General features: G+C 68.5%; 16 protein-coding genes and 1 pseudogene. 14 read left to right on the top strand and 3 right to left on the bottom strand.

Translation table 11 applies throughout. From position 1 onward, the window contains the following. The 11 genes and pseudogenes from ACEQX1_RS06965 (at position 1) to ACEQX1_RS06915 (ending at position 10,587) form a co-directional block, all read left to right on the top strand. Positions 1–438 (top strand): SRPBCC family protein, encoded by a 438-nt coding sequence (locus ACEQX1_RS06965; RefSeq protein ID WP_024350888.1) that lies wholly within the window; start codon positions 1–3, stop codon positions 436–438. 9 nt (positions 439–447) lie between these two features. Further along, entirely contained in the window at positions 448–885 is a 438-nt protein-coding gene (locus ACEQX1_RS06960; RefSeq protein ID WP_024350887.1) for an SRPBCC family protein, read from the top strand. Between the two features lies 1 nt (position 886). After that, positions 887–1,678, top strand: coding sequence for a xanthine dehydrogenase family protein subunit M (locus ACEQX1_RS06955; RefSeq protein WP_370193883.1), 792 nt, complete (start codon positions 887–889; stop codon positions 1,676–1,678). Beyond that, positions 1,678–2,157 (top strand): (2Fe-2S)-binding protein, encoded by a 480-nt coding sequence (locus ACEQX1_RS06950; protein WP_024350885.1) that lies wholly within the window; start codon positions 1,678–1,680, stop codon positions 2,155–2,157. The genes ACEQX1_RS06955 and ACEQX1_RS06950 overlap by 1 nt, the downstream gene beginning before the upstream one ends. Further along, positions 2,154–3,803 (top strand): annotated as a pseudogene (locus ACEQX1_RS06945) (xanthine dehydrogenase family protein molybdopterin-binding subunit); the annotation flags it as partial. The gene ACEQX1_RS06950 and the pseudogene ACEQX1_RS06945, both read left to right, overlap by 4 nt. Before the next feature lie 292 nt (positions 3,804–4,095). Then, a complete protein-coding gene (locus ACEQX1_RS06940) occupies positions 4,096–5,133 on the top strand; it encodes a xanthine dehydrogenase family protein molybdopterin-binding subunit (RefSeq protein WP_370193882.1) in 1,038 nt (345 codons plus the stop codon). Beyond that, positions 5,133–6,014, top strand: a complete 882-nt coding sequence (locus ACEQX1_RS06935; protein WP_370196647.1) for an AAA family ATPase — start codon at positions 5,133–5,135, stop codon at positions 6,012–6,014. The genes ACEQX1_RS06940 and ACEQX1_RS06935 overlap by 1 nt, the downstream gene beginning before the upstream one ends. Next, positions 6,011–7,102 (top strand): VWA domain-containing protein, encoded by a 1,092-nt coding sequence (locus ACEQX1_RS06930; protein WP_370193880.1) that lies wholly within the window; start codon positions 6,011–6,013, stop codon positions 7,100–7,102. Before ACEQX1_RS06935 ends, ACEQX1_RS06930 begins: the two co-directional genes overlap by 4 nt. Next, positions 7,099–7,974, top strand: a complete 876-nt coding sequence (locus tag ACEQX1_RS06925) for an amidohydrolase (protein ID WP_370193879.1) — start codon at positions 7,099–7,101, stop codon at positions 7,972–7,974. The genes ACEQX1_RS06930 and ACEQX1_RS06925 overlap by 4 nt, the downstream gene beginning before the upstream one ends. 23 nt (positions 7,975–7,997) lie before the next feature. Further along, on the top strand, positions 7,998–8,846 hold the full coding sequence (locus ACEQX1_RS06920) for an N-acyl homoserine lactonase family protein (RefSeq protein ID WP_024350879.1): 849 nt from the start codon (positions 7,998–8,000) through the stop codon (positions 8,844–8,846). A 106-nt stretch (positions 8,847–8,952) separates the two neighbouring features. Then, positions 8,953–10,587, top strand: coding sequence for an isochorismatase family protein (locus ACEQX1_RS06915; RefSeq protein ID WP_370193876.1), 1,635 nt, complete (start codon positions 8,953–8,955; stop codon positions 10,585–10,587). 95 nt (positions 10,588–10,682) lie between these two features. Here ACEQX1_RS06915 and ACEQX1_RS06910 read toward each other — a convergent pair whose 3' ends face one another. Both ACEQX1_RS06910 and ACEQX1_RS06905 read right to left on the bottom strand, forming a co-directional pair. Further along, entirely contained in the window at positions 10,683–12,308 is a 1,626-nt protein-coding gene (locus tag ACEQX1_RS06910; RefSeq protein WP_370193875.1) for a pyridoxamine 5'-phosphate oxidase family protein, read from the bottom strand. 52 nt (positions 12,309–12,360) lie between these two features. Beyond that, entirely contained in the window at positions 12,361–13,002 is a 642-nt protein-coding gene (locus ACEQX1_RS06905; RefSeq protein ID WP_370193874.1) for a glutathione S-transferase family protein, read from the bottom strand. Positions 13,003–13,112: 110 nt separating this feature from the next. Here ACEQX1_RS06905 and ACEQX1_RS06900 point away from each other — a divergent pair, with 110 nt between their 5' ends. Then, a complete protein-coding gene (locus ACEQX1_RS06900; RefSeq protein ID WP_372521424.1) occupies positions 13,113–14,021 on the top strand; it encodes a LysR family transcriptional regulator in 909 nt (302 codons plus the stop codon). Positions 14,022–14,181: 160 nt separating this feature from the next. Here ACEQX1_RS06900 and ACEQX1_RS06895 read toward each other — a convergent pair whose 3' ends face one another. Then, positions 14,182–14,418 carry a hypothetical protein gene (locus tag ACEQX1_RS06895; protein ID WP_370193872.1) on the bottom strand — a complete coding sequence of 79 codons (237 nt, stop codon included), beginning with the start codon at positions 14,416–14,418 and terminating at the stop codon, positions 14,182–14,184. 193 nt (positions 14,419–14,611) lie between these two features. Here ACEQX1_RS06895 and ACEQX1_RS06890 point away from each other — a divergent pair, with 193 nt between their 5' ends. Both ACEQX1_RS06890 and ACEQX1_RS06885 read left to right on the top strand, forming a co-directional pair. After that, the gene (locus ACEQX1_RS06890; RefSeq protein ID WP_370193871.1) at positions 14,612–14,821 is read left to right on the top strand and encodes a DUF2945 domain-containing protein; all 210 of its coding nucleotides are present in this window, start codon (positions 14,612–14,614) and stop codon (positions 14,819–14,821) included. Beyond that, positions 14,821–15,366 (top strand): DUF488 family protein, encoded by a 546-nt coding sequence (locus ACEQX1_RS06885; protein WP_370193870.1) that lies wholly within the window; start codon positions 14,821–14,823, stop codon positions 15,364–15,366. The genes ACEQX1_RS06890 and ACEQX1_RS06885 overlap by 1 nt, the downstream gene beginning before the upstream one ends. The last annotated feature ends 175 nt before the right edge of the window (positions 15,367–15,541 follow it).

Here is a 15,541-nt window from a genome sequence, read left to right as displayed (position 1 = left end):
ATGGCGAGGGTCTATGTCAGCTCGGTCATTCCGGCCGAGGCCTCCCGCGTCTGGGAGCGGATTCGCGACTTCAACGCGCTGCCGAAATGGCATCCGCGCATTCGCGACAGCCGCATCGAGGACGCCCTGCCGTCCGACAAGATCGGCTGCATTCGCAGCTTCCACCTGCAGAGCGGCGACAACATCAGAGAGCAGCTCGTCGGCATGTCGGATTACGACCTGTTCGTCACCTACGTCATGCTCGACGGCCCGCAGCCCTGGTCGGACTACATGGCGACGCTGCGCCTGACGCCGGTCACCGACACGGGACACTGCTTCGCCGAATGGTCGGCCGAATTCAGCTGCGATCCGAAGGACGAGAGCGATCTCGTCACCGGCACCGGCCGCAACGTGTTCCAGGGCGGTTTCGACGCGCTCAAGCGGCATTTCGGGGGCTAGGCGGCGCTCATGGTTCACGTCGTCCGCAGCACCGTTCTGGAGGCGCCGGTCGAGGCGGTCTGGGAGATCGTGCGCGATTTCAACGGCCATGACCGCTGGCACCCGGCGGTCGCCACCAGCCAGGTCGAGCGCGGCCGCGTGACCGACCAGGTGGGCGCCGTGCGCCGCTTCCGGCTCGAGACCGGCGAGGAGCTGCGCGAGCAATTGCTGACCCTGTCGGATGCCGAGATGTCGATGACCTACTGCTTGCTCGATACGCCGATCCCGCTGCTCAACTACGTCGCCCACATAAGGCTGTCCCCGGTCACCGATGGCGACGCCACCTTCTGGCACTGGGAAAGCCGCTTCGACACGCCGAAGGGCCGGGAGGCCGAACTGGGGGCCGCGGTCGGCGACGGCATCTATGTCGCCGGCTTCGAGGCGATCCGAACCGAGCTGGGGGCCTGACATGCTGAGCGTTCAGACCTGCGCGACACTCGACGAGGCGGCCCGGCAGATGGGCGATCGCACGCGCTTCCTGGCCGGCGGCACGCTGGTGATGCGCGGCGTGAACTACGCCGATCCGTCCTTCGACCGGATCGTGCGGGCCCGCACCATGCCCCGCGAGATCCGCTCCGACGGCACCGGCCTCAGGATCGGCGCCGGCGCCACCATGGCCGACCTTCTCGCCGCACGCGACGCCGAGATCCTGCATCCGGTGGCCCGGATGATCGGCGGGCCTGCGGTCCGCAATATGGCGACGGTGGGCGGCAATCTCTTCGCGGCGCATCCCTATGGCGACCTGGCCACCGCGCTCCTGGCGCTGGATGCGCGGGTCGAGATGGCCGGCGGTGCGACAGAGCCGATGGAAACCTTCCTTGCCGGCCGCGACCGCCAGCGCGGACTGGTGACGGCGGTCCTCCTGCCGCGCGCCACCGCGTCGGAATTCCGCTGGGCCAAGATCAGCCGGGTCAAGCCGAAGGGCGTGTCGATGCTGTCCATCGCCGCCTGGCTGCAGGGCGGCAGTCGCATCACCGACGCGCGGATCGCCTTCGGCGGCATGGGGCCGACCCCGCTGCGCGCCAAGGCGGCGGAACGCGCGTTGCGGGACCGCACACTGGACCCGGCCGGTATCGAAGGCGCGCTCGCCGCCTGTCTCGATGGGCTGGCCCCGGCCGACGACGCGCTGGCAAGCGAATGGTACCGGCGTGAGGTCGCCCCGGTGCATCTGCGGCGCCTGTTGCTGAGGGAGGCGCGCTGATGGCCAAGACACCCGTCCGATTCACGTTGAACGACGCCGAAACCGCGCTGTTCGTCGACGAAGGCGCCAATCTGATCGACGTCCTGCGGCGCGGCGCCGGCGATCTGTCGCCCAAGCAGGGCTGTGCCCAGGGCACCTGCGGCGCTTGCACCGTGCTGATCGACGGCCAGCCGCATCTGGCCTGCCTGACACTGGCCGAAACCGTCGAGGGGCGGCGCATCGACACGACTGGCGGGCTGGCCGGCGGGCCGCAGCTCCACCCGCTCCAGACGGCCTTCATGGAAGAATTCGCCGCCCAGTGCGGCTTCTGCACCAGCGGCATGCTGATGGCCGCCAAGGCGCTGCTCGACCGGCAGCCCAGCCCAAGCCGCGACGAGGTGGCCGAGGCGATCTCCGGCAATCTGTGCCGCTGCACCGGCTACGAGCCCATCATCGACGCGGTCATGAGGGCGAGCCAGCGGATGAGGGGCGCGGCATGACCAGCATCGAGTTCCGCAAGGACCTGTTCGCCGACGAACGCGACGACACGCTGAAGGAGATCGGCCAGCCGACCATCCGGCAGGACATTCTCGGCCATGTCACCGGGCGCACGCCCTATTACGACGATCATCTGTTCGACGGCCTGCTGCACATGCGCGCCGTCCGCTCGCCCCACCACCATGCGCGCATCCGCTCGATCGATACGCGCGAGGCCGAGCGGATGCCGGGCGTGCGCCGGGTTGCGACCGCGAGGGACGTGCCGAACAACCTCAACACCCTGCTGTCGCTGATCAATTTCGGCAAGGACGACGAGCCGCTCTGCGCCCATGACAAGGTCCGCTACAAGGGCGAGACGGTGGCCTGGGTGATCGCCGACACCGAGCGCCTGGCCCGCGAGGCGGTGGCGCAGGTGCGGGTGGACTACGAGGTGCTGCCCCATGTCCTCGACCCCGAGGAGGCACTGAAGCCCGGCGCGCCGGTGGTCAACGAGGTCTATCCCAACAACAGCTTCGACTATCACGAGCGCTACGATCACCAGAAACTGCGCTTCGGCGACGTGAACGCGGCCTTCGCCCGCGCCGACCATATCGTCGAGGCCGAGTACCAGATGTCGCCGATCGAGCAGGCGCCGATCGAGACCTGCGGGGCCATCGCGGCGCCCGAGCAGAACGACCGCTATGTCTGCTACACCAACACGCAGGCGCTGTTCTTCTCGCTCGGCACCACGGCCAAGCTCCTCGACATCCCGTCCTCGCGCCTGCATTTCATCGGCGGCACGGCCGGTGGCGGCTTCGGCGGCAAGGTCGACAGCATCGTCGAGCCGACCGCCGTTCTCGGCGCGATCCTGACCGGGCGGCCGGTGCGCTTTGCCTGGGACCGGGAAGAGGAGATGCAGGTCGGCGCGCCGCGCGGCGCCGAGCGCTGGCGGCTCAAGGACGGCGTGATGGCCGACGGGCGCATCGTCGCGCGCGAATTCACCGGCTTCTTCGACAGCGGCGCCTATACGCGCCTGTCCTCCTACGCCATCGTCAAGGGCACCGGCCATCTGCCGGGCCCCTATTTCATCCCCAATGTGGCGTCCAACGTCTATTGCTGCGTCACCAATCGCACCCCGGCGACGGCGATGCGGGGCTTCGGCATCACGGCGGTGGATTTTGCCATCGAATGCCAGATGGACCGGGTCGCCGAGGCGGTCGGCATGGACCCGATCGAGCTGCGCATCCTCAACGCCTATCGCGACGGCGACATGAAGGCGCATCGGCGCAAGGCCAAGAACACCGCGCTGATCGAATGCTGCCAGGTGGCGGCGGGCAAGGCGCAATGGCCACTGTCGGCCGAGGCGATGGCGCAATCGTCGCTGACCGGCGGCGGCACGCCGGAGCGGGTGGCGATCCCCGAGACGGTGACCGACGACGAGGGCCGGATCGGCGAACGCCGGGCCGGGCGCACGGCCTCGACTGCGCCTTCGAGAAACGGACGCGGCCGGGTGCCGGCCGGCCAGCATGGCGCGACCATCGTCGCGGCGCCGCCGCAGAACCCCGACATGCAGATCGAGGCGGACCGCATCGGCCACCGCATGGAGAGCGAGACGCCGCCTGCTGCAGCGGGCCCGACCTCCGGCGCCGCACAGCCTTCCGCCCCCTATCGGCCGGCAGCGTCCCAGAGCGGCGGCGGCATCATGCTGCCCCGGCCGACACCGCCCCTAGCCGCGCCCCCACCTGCTGCGCCGTCTGCCCCGCCGCCAGCGTCGCCGTCCTACGGCATACAGCCGGCGCCGGGATCGCCGCCTGGCTCGACCCCAGGAGCGCCGCACGACGCGCCGTACCAGCGGCCGGCACCGACAGAGCCCGAGCCCTATCGGCCCGACAAGCCGTTTTCGCGCGGGACGCGTCGTCCCGGCAGTTCGCCCTTCCTGTCCGGCACGCGGAGGCGATGACATGACCATCCACAGAGGCAGGGGCTTTGCCTGCATCAACTATCCGATCGGCATGAATCTCGGCGGCGACCCGTCGCAGGCGCTGGTCCATTCGACCCCCGACGGCAAGTTCATGGTGGCGCTGTCCGCCATCGATCTCGGCCAGGGAATGAAATCCGTGTCGCGCCAGATCGCCGCCGAAACCCTCGGCGTGCCGATCGAGGACGTCTATGTCGACACCGCCGACAGCGACACCGGCCCGCACGACATGGGCTCCTTCGCCTCCCGCGGCACGCACCGGGTCGGCAATGCGGTGATCCGGGCCAGCACCGAGGCGCGGCGGCAGATGCTGGAAGCGGCGGCCGAAGAGATGGAGGTCGATGCCGGCGACCTGACGACCGACGGCAAGGGCAACATCCACGTCAAGGGCGCGCCGGGCCGCGCGATCACCGTCGCCGAGACGGCCATCGCCGCGCAGTTCAAGCAGGGCCGCACCCTGTCGGGACGCGGCATCTTCCTGATCCCGCCATCCAGCGCCGATCCCGAGACCGGCGAGATGACGCCGGTGACCTGTTTCGCCCATGCGGCCCTCATCATCGACCTGGAGGTCGACGACGAGACCGGCGAGGTCGAGGTGAAGGAGATCAACTCCGCCTATGAGGTGGGGCGTGCGCTCAATCCGAAACTGGTGGAGCAGCAGCTGATCGGCGGGGCGTGGATGGGCGTCAGCCACGCGCTCTACGAGACCACCGAGCCCTATTATCCCGACCGCCGGCACGGGGCGACGGACTTCAACCACTACTTGATGCCCGGACCCGCACAGGTCGTGCCGCACCACATCGCCGTCCTGGAACGCCCGGCCGAGGATGCGCCCTTCGGCGGCAAGGGGCCGGGCGAGATGTGCGCCAACCCCGTACTGCCCGGCATCGCCAATGCCATCTATGACGCGATCGGCCTGCGCTGCGACACGCTGCCGATCACGCCGGAGAAGATCCTGCGCGGCCTGCGCGAAATGGGCGGCGCCCGGCCGCCGGCCCGCTCGAAAGGACGCGCCGCCTGATGGTCACAAGGGCGACCATAGCCGGCATCTCGTCTCCCGCGGAGCTGCAGACGGCGCTGGACGGCGCCCAGTACATCGCCGACGACGCGCTGGCGACGGCCGCCTATCTGGCGCTGGCGCTCGGCAAGCCGCTGCTTCTGGAAGGCGCGCCGGGGGTCGGCAAGACCGAGGCCGCCAAGGCGCTCGGCGGCGTCCTCGGCCGCAGCGTCATCCGGCTGCAATGCTACGAGGGGATCGACGCCGCCTCGGCGCTCTACGAATGGAACTACCCACGCCAGATGCTGGCCATCCGGCAGGCGGGGCAGGACTACGTCAATCTCTATTCCGAGGATTACCTGCTCGAACGGCCGCTGCTGGCGGCGCTGCGCAATCCCACCGGCACGCTGCTGCTGATCGACGAGATCGACCGGGCGGATCACGAGTTCGAGGCGTTCCTCCTGGAATTCCTCTCCGACTTCACGATCTCGATCCCGGAGACCGGCACGGTGCGCGCGGCGCAGCCGCCGGTCGTGGCGCTGACGTCGAACCGCACCCGCGACCTGCACGAGGCGCTGCGCCGCCGCTGCGTCTATCACTGGATCGACTATCCCTCGCCCGAACTCGAGGCCCGGATCGTCATGACCCGCGCCTCGCGCGTCGCCGAAGCGACGGCCCGGGCCGTGGTGGCCTCGGTCGGCCTCTTGCGGCAGGAGCCGCTGGCCAAGCCGCCGGGTGTCGCCGAAACCGTCGAATGGGCCGAGGCCGCCACGCTTCTGAATTCGCAGGGCGCCCGCTGGCCCGACTCCTTCGCCCGGGCGATCGGCGTCGCGCTGAAGGACCATGACGACCTCTCCTACATGCGGGACCGGCTGGCGGCGATCCTGCCGGGCGAGGCGGCATGACCCCGCGCGCCCTCGATCCGTTCCTGCGCTTTGCGCCGTCCCTGCGCCAGGCCGGTTTTGCCGTGTCGCCGGACCAGACCGTGGACTTCATCGCGGCGGTGGGCGTTCTCGGCCCGCGTGACATGACCGACATCTGGCGCGCCGGGCGGGCGCTGTTTTCCGTGCCGCCCGAACGTGTTGCCGAATACGACGCGATCTTCCGCGCCGTGTTTCTCGATCAGGTGATCCGGGCCCCGTCAGAGACCGAGGACGAGGAATCGGAAGCCCACGAGCCGACCGGCGGAACGCATGACATCGAGGCCGGGGACGACGAGAGCGAGGCGGGGGCGGATGCGACCGAGGCCGAACGCCTGACGTCGCGCAGCATCGCCAGCCGCGACGACGCGGCCGCAGCGCGGCTCCTGCGCCAGGCGCCCGCCGCGCTGCCGCGCCGCCTGTCCTATCGCCGGCGCGCGACCCGGCACGGCGACCGGATGGATCTGCGCCGGACCCTGCGCGAGGCCGCACGCCGCGACGGCGAGGTGCTGCGCCTGCACGAGACGCGCCGCAAGTCGCGGCAGCGGCGGGTGCTCCTGCTCATCGACGTCTCCGGCTCGATGAAGGCGCAGAGCGAGGGCATGATCCGCCTCGGCCATGCGCTGGTGCAGGCCGCCGACCGGGCGGAAGTGTTCACGCTGGGCACCCGCCTGACCCGGATCACCGCGGCCCTGAAGCCGGCCGACGCCGAACAGGCGCTGCCCCGGGCCGCCGCGGCCGTTGCCGATTTCGATGGCGGCACGCGGATTGGCGAAGCCCTGCAGGCCTTTCTCGCGGTCCCGCGCTACGCCGGCTTTGCGCGCGGCGCGGCGGTGACCGTGGTGTCCGACGGGCTGGAGCGCGGCTCGCCGGCGGCCATGGCCGACGCGGTCAACCGCCTCTCCCGCATCGCCTGGCGGGTCGACTGGCTGTCGCCGCTGGCCGCCGATCCGCATTACGCGCCGCGCACCGCCGGGCTGCAGATGATCCTGCCCGTCCTCGATCATCTCGGCGACGGCGCCTCGCCCGGCCGGGTGGCCGATCACTTCCTCGAATATGCGAGACGAAAATGATCGACGCGCATCATCACATCTGGCGCCAGGCCGATCTGCCCTGGCTGATCGGCCCGGAACAGCCGCGCATCTTCGGGCCCTACCGCGCGATCATGCGCGACTATTCGATCCGCGAATACCAGGCTGACCTCGCCGGCACGGGCATTGCGAAATCGGTCTATGTGCAGGCCAACTGGGCCCCGAACTGGGCCGCCGACGAGGTCGCCTGGGTGCAGGAAGTCGCCGAGGAGCACGGCACCATCGCCGGCATCGTCGGCTATGCGGACTTCACCGAACGCGACGTGACCGCCCAGCTCGACAAGCTGAAACGCCACGACCGGATGCGTGGCATTCGCCAGCAGCTCCACTGGCACGAGAACCCGCTCTACCGCTTCGCCAAGACCCCCGATCTCGCCCGCGACGAGACCGTGCAGAAGAACGTCGCCCGGCTCGCCGACTATGGCTGGAGCTTCGACCTGCAGGTGTTTCCGGGGCAGATGGAAGGCGCCGCCGAGCTCGCCCGGGCCTGCCCCGAGGTGACCTTCATCCTGCAGCACGCCGGGATGAAGGAGGACCGGTCCGAGGCGGGCGACGCGGCCTGGCGCGACGGCATGAAACGGCTGGCCGACTGCCCGAACGTCGTCACCAAGCTCAGCGCCTTCGGCACCTTCATTCATCGCAACGATCCGGCCTTCATCGAGGAGATGATCCTCGCGACCGAAAAGCTCTTCGGCGCCGAGCGCTGCATGTACGGGTCGAACTTCCCCATCGAGAAGCTCTGGACCTCCTACACCGAGCTATTCAACGCCTTTCGCGCCGGGGCGAAGTCCCTGTCCGCCAAGAAGCAATCCGCGATCTTCAATGACACCGCAGCCCGCATCTACCGGCTGTAGACGACACAAGGGGGGAGACCATCATGGCCTTGCAGATCCACATCCTCGACTATGGCGACATCGAGCTGGAGACGAGCTTCCTCGTCCTCGGGCACGAATGCGGCCGCACCCGCCGGGTGCCGGTCTACGGCTTTCTGATCACCGGCGGCGAATATCCGATCGTCGTGGACACCGGCTACCGCGACAACGCCATCATGGAGAGCCTCGGCATGCGCGGCCTCCAGTTCCACGAGAACATGATCGAGAACCAGCTCGCCCGGCACGGGCTGAAGCTCGGCGACATCCGCTACGTGCTGCACACCCATCTGCATATCGACCATGCCGGCAAGGACGATCTGTTCCCGATGAACACGACCGTCGTCATCAACCGGCGCGAGATGGAGTTCTCGGTGTCGGGGATCATGTTCCCGCAATATCCCAAGCCCGACATCAAGCATCTGGTCGACCGCATCTACGAGCCCGAGGCGATGCGCTTCCTCGATCTCGACATCACCGGGGCCGAGGAGATCATTCCGGGCGTCTGGTGCGAGCCGGCGGGGGCCCATACGGAAGGCTCGATGAACGTCATCGTCGAGACCGCCGAGGGCCTCGCCTGCATCTGCGGCGACGTCATCTACGACTTCAACGACCAGATCGTGAACCACGTCCACACCAACAACTGGATGGAGCCGCGCGTCACCGGCAACCACTCCGAATCCAAGCGGGCCGAGAAGGGCGCGATCAAGAAGCTCCTGAACAACTACACGTTCCTGCTGCCCATCCACGACCGGCCGGCGAAGATCGAGCGCCAGAAGGTGGTCGGGCGGCTCGGCATGACGGTGCCCGGCCCGATGACCGAGACCCTGCCGAACCGCCCCTGGTTCCCGGTCTGACTTTGCCGGCTGACCAGGGTGCATAGGGGAATGAACCGCGCCGCCACGCCGGGGCGGCCGGCGGGTGCTGGGCGCGGCATCCATTCGCGACGAGAGGGGCAAGGCTATGGCACATGAAGCGATCTCGGACGGCTTCTTCCGCGACATCGTCGAGGAACACGCCCCCGTTCGCCAGCTGGGGACCGGCTTCACCTTCACCGAGGGGCCGCTGTGGCATCCGGTGAACGGCAACCTCATCTTCTCCGACATGCCCGCCGATACCCGCCGCCAGTGGACGCCGGGGCAGGGCGTCGCCGTCATCCAGAAGCCGACCAACAAGGCCAACGGGATGACCTACGACGCCGAGCTGAACCTTCTGGTCTGCGAGCATTCCACCTCTTCCATCGCGCGCATCGCGCCTGACGGCACCCGCACCGTCCTCTGTTCGCATTATCAGGGCCGCGAGCTGAACAGCCCCAACGACATCGTCGTCGGCAATGACGGCGCGATCTGGTTCACCGATCCGACCTATGGCCGCCGGGAGCATTTCGGCGTTCCCCGCCCGCTGCAGCTGGGCTTTCAGGGCGTCTATCGACTCTCTCCTGGCCATGTCCCGGGGGACGAGCCCGAACTGGTCGTGGACCGCTATCTGTTCAGCCAGCCCAACGGCCTCACCTTCTCGCCCTGCCAGCGCTGGATGTGGGTGAACGACACCGAGCAGGCCAATATCCGCCTGTTCGACGTGACGGCGAAGGGGCTGGAGAATGGCCGGCTCTTCGCCGGCGGCATCCAGGACCGGCTGAAACCCGGCCTGCCCGACGGCATGAAAGCCGACAAGGACGGCAACATCTATGTCACCGCCCCCGGCGGCGTCTGGGTCTACTCGTTCCATGGCGAACTGATCGGCAAGATCAGCTGCCCTGAAATGGTCGCCAATCTGCACTGGGGCGGCGAGGACTGGTCGACGCTGTTCCTGTGCGCGACGTCGTCGCTCTATTCGGTCCAGACCCTGACCCGTGGCCGCGACGAACCCTTCATGTATCCGCGCACCACGCCGCGGCGCGCCGCTGCCGTCCCGGTCCCCACCCCCACGCCATCCCCGACGCCATCCTCCGCGCGGGTGGCTGCTCCGGCGCTGAACCTTCGCCCGCGGCTCGACGCCCGGCTCGACCCGGCGCGCACCGCCCTGATCCTGCAGGACCTGCAGAACGACGTGATCATCGACGGCGGCGCCTTTGCCGCCTCCGGCGCGCCCGACCATGCCCGTGCCCAGAACGTCGTCGCCAATGCCGCGCGGCTGGCTGAGGCGGCGCGGCGGCGCGGCATCATGGTGCTGCATGTCTGGATGCTGATCGAGCCGGGCGCGCCCTATCTCGCGCAGCATGCCGAACTGATGAAGGGCCTGAAGCGCGAGAATGCCCTGGTGCGCGGCACCTGGGGCGCTGCCCCGGTGGACGGTCTCGCCCCGCAGGACGGCGATCTGGTGGTGGAAAAGATGAGCATGAGCGCCTGGGAGACCTCCCGGCTCGAAGCCTATCTGCGCCATGGCGGACGCGACACGATCATCAATTGCGGCGCCTGGACCAACATGAGCGTCGAGCACACCGCCCGCACCGGGGCCGACAAGGGCTTCCACATGATCGTGCCGCAGGATGCCTGTTCGACCATGAATGCCGACTGGCACCAGGCCTCGATCAACTACGCCATGCAGAACGTCGCCACCGTGACGACGACCCAAGGCGTCATCGACGCGCTGGGTTAGGACGGCACGGGCACCGCTGTCCGATCCGGTCCGGCCCGCGTGGTGCCGGCGTCCTCAGCGCGTCGGCGGAGCTGCTTCGCCGTCCGATCCGCGTCTTATCCGCCGGGACCGAAGGTCTCGAAGTGGATCCGGTCGGGATCGACGCCGCCGGCTTCGAGGCCCGCATGGATGTCCGCGAGAAAACCCTCGGGACCGCAAAGCATGTAGTCGGCATCCGCACCTGCATCGAGGGCGATGAGGTCCGCCGCCGTGATCCGCCCGGCTTTGTCGAAGTGAACGCCCGGCGCGTCCGCTGCCTCCGGGGCGCTGTAGTAGATCCGCCGCTCGATGGGCGCGCCCGTCGCGACCAGTGCGTCGATTTCGGCGGCAAAGGCGTGGCTGCGCCGGTTTCGGGCGCCGTGGACGAACCGGATCGGCCGGCCCGATTGGCTTTCCACGGCGGCATGCAGCATCGAGAGCATCGGCGTCACACCGACCCCGGCGCTGACCAGCACCAGCGGGCTGTCGCCGGACGGGGCCTGGAAGGCACCCGCCGGCCGCCCCGTCATGATCGTGTCGCCCACAGCGACCTGATCGTGGAGGAAGCGCGAGGCGATCCCCCGTTCCTTTCGCTTGACGCTGATGCGGTAATGCCGGGCCGTCGGGCTGCCGGACAGCGAATAGCTGCGCCGCACCGGGCTTGCCTGACCGGGCACCGTCAGTGCGACCGGCAGATGCATGCCTGGCTGGAACGGCGCCAGCGGCCCGCCGTCCGGCGGGGTGAGATGAAACGAGGCGATGGCGTCGCTTTCGACGACCTTGTCGATCACCCTCATCCCCAGCGTTTCCACGCCGTCCCGGCTCCAGCGCAGCGACAGGGCACCTTGACGCTCCACCACGCGATCGATCGCGACGCGGATCATGCGCCGCGCCTGCGGATCGTCGCTGCCCGCCGCATCCCACTCGATCCGCGCCCGCCCGGCGATATGCAGAAGGCTGCCGGTCTCGAAGGACACGAACAGCAGCCCCACCCGCGGATCGCGGATGAGATTGCCGATCGTATTGAAGAAATTGTTGCCCGGGTAGTCCGGGATCTGCAGGGAGCCGTCCGTCGCGACCTGCACGAAACCCGGCTCGCCGCCGCGATGGGAAGCATCGAAGCCGGCCGCCGTGCGGCGTTTGTCGGCCCCGACACCCGAGCCGATGAAGAGCGTATCCGCTGCCGCGATCCAGGCTTCGTGGGATGGCTGCAGCCGGTCGAAGTGCCGGGCGGGAGGGGCCTGGCGGGCGTCGACCCGGCGCCATTCGCGCGCGTGGATATATTGCGGGCAATTGCCGAAGCTCTGGTGGACGTCGACGACATAGCCCGCCCCCTCGGGACGCAGGAACCCGTTCAGGCGGTTGCGCCGGCGACTGTCGAGCGCGATCCCGAGCATGCCGATCTCGCTGCCGGAGGCGAGGGTGGCGGCCAGCGGGTCCGCCCGGTCGAGGCTGGCCGCCAGCCGCAACTGGCGCGGGTTCGGCGAGGTGGCAAAGCCTTCCGGGCCTTCGATGATCGACACCCAGGGCTGGCCTGTCTCGTCGCCGCTCGCGATGACGAGGAACGGCAGCGAGGCGAAGAAGGCGCGGTGCTGCTCGGGCATCCGGTCGCGGATGAAGCCGGCGGCCGCGGCCGCAACGTCACCGACGCCGGCCCGGCGCTGCGCTGCCAGTTCGCCGGCGTGGAAGGTGGGGAACGCCATGGGGCTCCTCCTGGGGTTTGCAGCGGATTGTGTGCGGGGCGGCCTGCCGGTGTCAGGCGAGCGCCGGCGACCGGGCCATGCCGATGAAGTCAGGGAGCGCCTCGATCCGTGCGAGCCAGGCGCGGAGCTGGGGGTAGGGCGCGAGGCTGACCCCGCCCTCCGGCGCATGGGCGATGTAGCTGTAGCCCGCCACGTCGGCGAGGGTCGGGCGATCGGCGGCCAGCCAGTCGCGGCCGTCGAGATGGGTGTCCATCACGGCGAAGAGCGCATGTGCCCGCGCTTTCGCCAGATCGTGGTCGAGCCTGGCGCCGAAGAGGGTCACCAGTCGCGCCGCGCAGGGGCCGGAGGCGATCTCGCCGGCGGCAATCGACAGCCAGCGCTGGGCCTCCGCCGCCTCGACCGGCGTTCGGCCGCTCCAGGCCGGGCCGTCGCCGTAGCGCAAGGCGAGATAGGTGATGATGGCGTTCGAATCCGCCAGCGTGACGCCATTGTCCTCGATCGCCGGCACCTGTCCGAGCGGGCTGAGCGCCAGGAAATCCGGCTGCTTGTGGGCGCCATTGGCCATGTCGAGGTCGACCGCCACATAGGGCCGCCCGAGGAAGCGGAGCATCAGCTCCACCCTGTGGCAATGGCCGGATTTCGGGTTGCGATAGAGGGTCACCGGTCGGGTGGCGGAAGAGCTGTCCTGGCGCATGGATCGCGTTCCTTCGGATGGGCGGCTTGCGTCTCGCCGACAAGCTAGCGATGCTCATCTTCCGGAAGAATAGGCGAAATCTGCAGCGCACTGTTGCAGTTCTGGAAGCAATGGAGGCCGCGGTGGACCGGCTGCAGTCTCTCAGGATGTTCGTTGCCGTCGCCGAGGCGGAGAGCTTTGCAGGTGGTGCCCGGACACTGGGAATGAGCGGTCCGTCGGCCACGCGCGGCGTCAACGCTCTCGAGGCAAGGCTTGGCGCCCGGCTGTTCACCCGCACGACGCGCAAGGTTCGGCTGACCGATGTGGGGCGGCGATATCTGGCGGAGGTGCGGGAAATTCTCGCCCATCTGCAGGCCGCCGACGAGTCCGCCGCCGGGGCGGCCGGCAAGCCGGTCGGGCAACTTCGCATCACCTGTCCGCAGGAGTTCGGCCGGATCTACATCGCGCCGTTGCTGACCGGGTTTCTGGACGCCTTTCCGGGGATGAGCGCCGAAGTGCTGATGGTCGACCGGGTCGTGAATCTCGTCGAGGAAGGGATCGATGTCGCCCTGCGGATCGGTCCCCTGGCGTCCTCGGATCTCGCCGCGGTGCGGATCGGCCAGGTCCGCCGGGCCGTCTGCGGGGCGCCGGCCTATTTCGCCGAGAACGGAATTCCGCAGGACCCGGCCGATCTGGCGCGCCACAGCCTCGTCGCGACCATGCCCGACGGTCCGGCCAGGGCGTGGCGGTTCGGCCCGAACGGAACCCGGATCGTCAGGGTGGAGCCGCGCCTGACGGTCAGCAGCGTGGCCGCCTCCATCGCCATCGTGCGCAGCGGCTGGGGCCTGTGCCGGGTGCTGTCCTACCAGATCGGGCCCGATCTGGAGGGCGGAACCCTGCAGACGGTGCTCGCAGATCACGAGCCCGAACCGCTGCCGATCCATCTCGTCCACGTCGAGGGACGCCGGGCCGCCGCAAAGGTCCGCGCCTTCGTCGACTTCGCCGCCGACCGCCTGCGTCAGGTCGCGGTGCTGAGATGATTCAGGCCGTCGCCCAACCGCATTTGCTCGCATGGAAGGCAGACGAGGCGGTCTGATCCGCATCTGTCAGTGACAGGCCGATCAGACCCAGGCTGCGAACGCGGAACTGCCGGGCCGCCCCGCGCTCGAAATGCGGCAAGTATTGCGGACGACTGCCGCGTCAGTCCGTGCGAGCCTCCAGCCACTCCCGCGCCTGCTCTTCGGTCGGGAAGGTCGGATGCGCCGGGGCAGCCACTTCGCCGCCCTGAACGTCATGAATGGTGTCCTGCCCCCGAAACATCGGCGTCCAGATGCCGTCGGGCTTCCTGATCTCGAATCTGTAGATCGCGCGCTCGCCGTTCTCGGCGATCAGCGTGTCGTTCCGCGTCTGCTCGACTTCGTGTTCTGCCATGGTCATCTCCGCTTTGCGTCGGAGGTTATATGAGTCTGCGTCAGCGACGAGGCCAGCCGCGCCGAGACGAATGGCACCGCAATGTCGCTGGCCGTCGCCGCCGCTCTGCGCGGACCATTCCGGCCGGATCCCCGCCCGGTTCGCCAGCCGATCGGAACAATGCGGCACAGGAGGAATTTCGCTGCAGAAGGAGGACGAGATGGCGAAGTTTTCCGAAGGCCACCATGTCAGCTGGAATTCCGAAGCCGGTCATGTGACCGGGAGAATCCTCAGGGTTCACCATGCCGATTTCGACTACAAGGGCCACCGTCGCCGCGCGTCGAAAGATGACCCCCAATACGAGATCGAGAGCGACAAGACCGACCATATCGCGGCGCACAAGGAGAGTGCGCTGACGAAGGTGGATTGATGGTCGCGCAGTTCACGACCATCGGTCATTCGAACCGCGAGCTCGAGGAGACCATCCGGATGCTGCGGGAGGCCCGGATCGGCCTCCTCGTGGACGTTCGCTCCTTTCCGCGCTCCCGCAGCAATCCGATCTACAATATCGACAACTTCCCGGATGAGCTCGGACGGGTTCAGATCGGCTATCTGCACGCCCCCGACCTTGGAGGTCGACGTCGCAAACAATCCGGCGTCGATGAATGCTGCAATGCCATGTGGCGGCTACAGAGCTTCCACAATTACGCGGACTACGCCCTCGGCGAAGCGTTCGCGTCTGCATTCGAGGACCTTGTGAGCCGTGGTCGAGATCAGCGTATCGCCATGATGTGCTCTGAGGCGGTCTGGTGGCGCTGCCACCGTCGGATCATCACGGACTATCTCCTGCTCAACGGACACTCTGTCGATCACCTGATGGCCCCCGGCCGCATCGACCCCGCCACCCCGACACCGGGAGCGGAGAATACGGGCGACGGATGGGTCGTCTATCCGGCAAAAGCATCTCAGGATTAGCGGCGGATCCGGAACGAAAACCTGATCCGATCGGCCGGGCCATGCGCGAGAAAACCCACCGGGGACGTCTCGCTCTCCGAGGCGTACCCGCGCGCCCACTCTGAGCAGGTCGAGGCGAACGACGCGACGATCCGCATCGTCGGCGAGGTGGCAACTTAGAGCAGGTGACAACCGG

Origin of the sequence: Aurantimonas sp., from assembly GCF_964217435.1 — a bacterium.
Classification (GTDB): domain Bacteria; phylum Pseudomonadota; class Alphaproteobacteria; order Rhizobiales; family Rhizobiaceae; genus Aurantimonas; species Aurantimonas coralicida.
The sequence above is the reverse complement of the archived record's forward strand: the minus strand, read 5'-3'. Positions and strand labels throughout refer to the sequence as shown.

Excerpts from the sequence above, each read along its gene's own strand:
- ACEQX1_RS06960 (WP_024350887.1), top strand. The coding sequence starts at position 448 with ATGGTTCACGTCGTCCGCAGCACCGTTCTGGAGGCGCCGGTCGAGGCG.
- ACEQX1_RS06940 (WP_370193882.1), top strand. The coding sequence starts at position 4,096 with ATGACCATCCACAGAGGCAGGGGCTTTGCCTGCATCAACTATCCGATC.
- ACEQX1_RS06890 (WP_370193871.1), top strand. The coding sequence starts at position 14,612 with ATGGCGAAGTTTTCCGAAGGCCACCATGTCAGCTGGAATTCCGAAGCC.
- ACEQX1_RS06900 (WP_372521424.1), top strand. The coding sequence starts at position 13,113 with ATGGAGGCCGCGGTGGACCGGCTGCAGTCTCTCAGGATGTTCGTTGCC.
- ACEQX1_RS06910 (WP_370193875.1), bottom strand. The coding sequence starts at position 12,308 with ATGGCGTTCCCCACCTTCCACGCCGGCGAACTGGCAGCGCAGCGCCGG.
- ACEQX1_RS06915 (WP_370193876.1), top strand. The coding sequence starts at position 8,953 with ATGGCACATGAAGCGATCTCGGACGGCTTCTTCCGCGACATCGTCGAG.
- ACEQX1_RS06965 (WP_024350888.1), top strand. The coding sequence starts at position 1 with ATGGCGAGGGTCTATGTCAGCTCGGTCATTCCGGCCGAGGCCTCCCGC.
- ACEQX1_RS06905 (WP_370193874.1), bottom strand. The coding sequence starts at position 13,002 with ATGCGCCAGGACAGCTCTTCCGCCACCCGACCGGTGACCCTCTATCGC.
- ACEQX1_RS06955 (WP_370193883.1), top strand. The coding sequence starts at position 887 with ATGCTGAGCGTTCAGACCTGCGCGACACTCGACGAGGCGGCCCGGCAG.
- ACEQX1_RS06885 (WP_370193870.1), top strand. The coding sequence starts at position 14,821 with ATGGTCGCGCAGTTCACGACCATCGGTCATTCGAACCGCGAGCTCGAG.
- ACEQX1_RS06925 (WP_370193879.1), top strand. The coding sequence starts at position 7,099 with ATGATCGACGCGCATCATCACATCTGGCGCCAGGCCGATCTGCCCTGG.
- ACEQX1_RS06935 (WP_370196647.1), top strand. The coding sequence starts at position 5,133 with ATGGTCACAAGGGCGACCATAGCCGGCATCTCGTCTCCCGCGGAGCTG.
- ACEQX1_RS06950 (WP_024350885.1), top strand. The coding sequence starts at position 1,678 with ATGGCCAAGACACCCGTCCGATTCACGTTGAACGACGCCGAAACCGCG.
- ACEQX1_RS06930 (WP_370193880.1), top strand. The coding sequence starts at position 6,011 with ATGACCCCGCGCGCCCTCGATCCGTTCCTGCGCTTTGCGCCGTCCCTG.
- ACEQX1_RS06920 (WP_024350879.1), top strand. The coding sequence starts at position 7,998 with ATGGCCTTGCAGATCCACATCCTCGACTATGGCGACATCGAGCTGGAG.
- ACEQX1_RS06895 (WP_370193872.1), bottom strand. The coding sequence starts at position 14,418 with ATGACCATGGCAGAACACGAAGTCGAGCAGACGCGGAACGACACGCTG.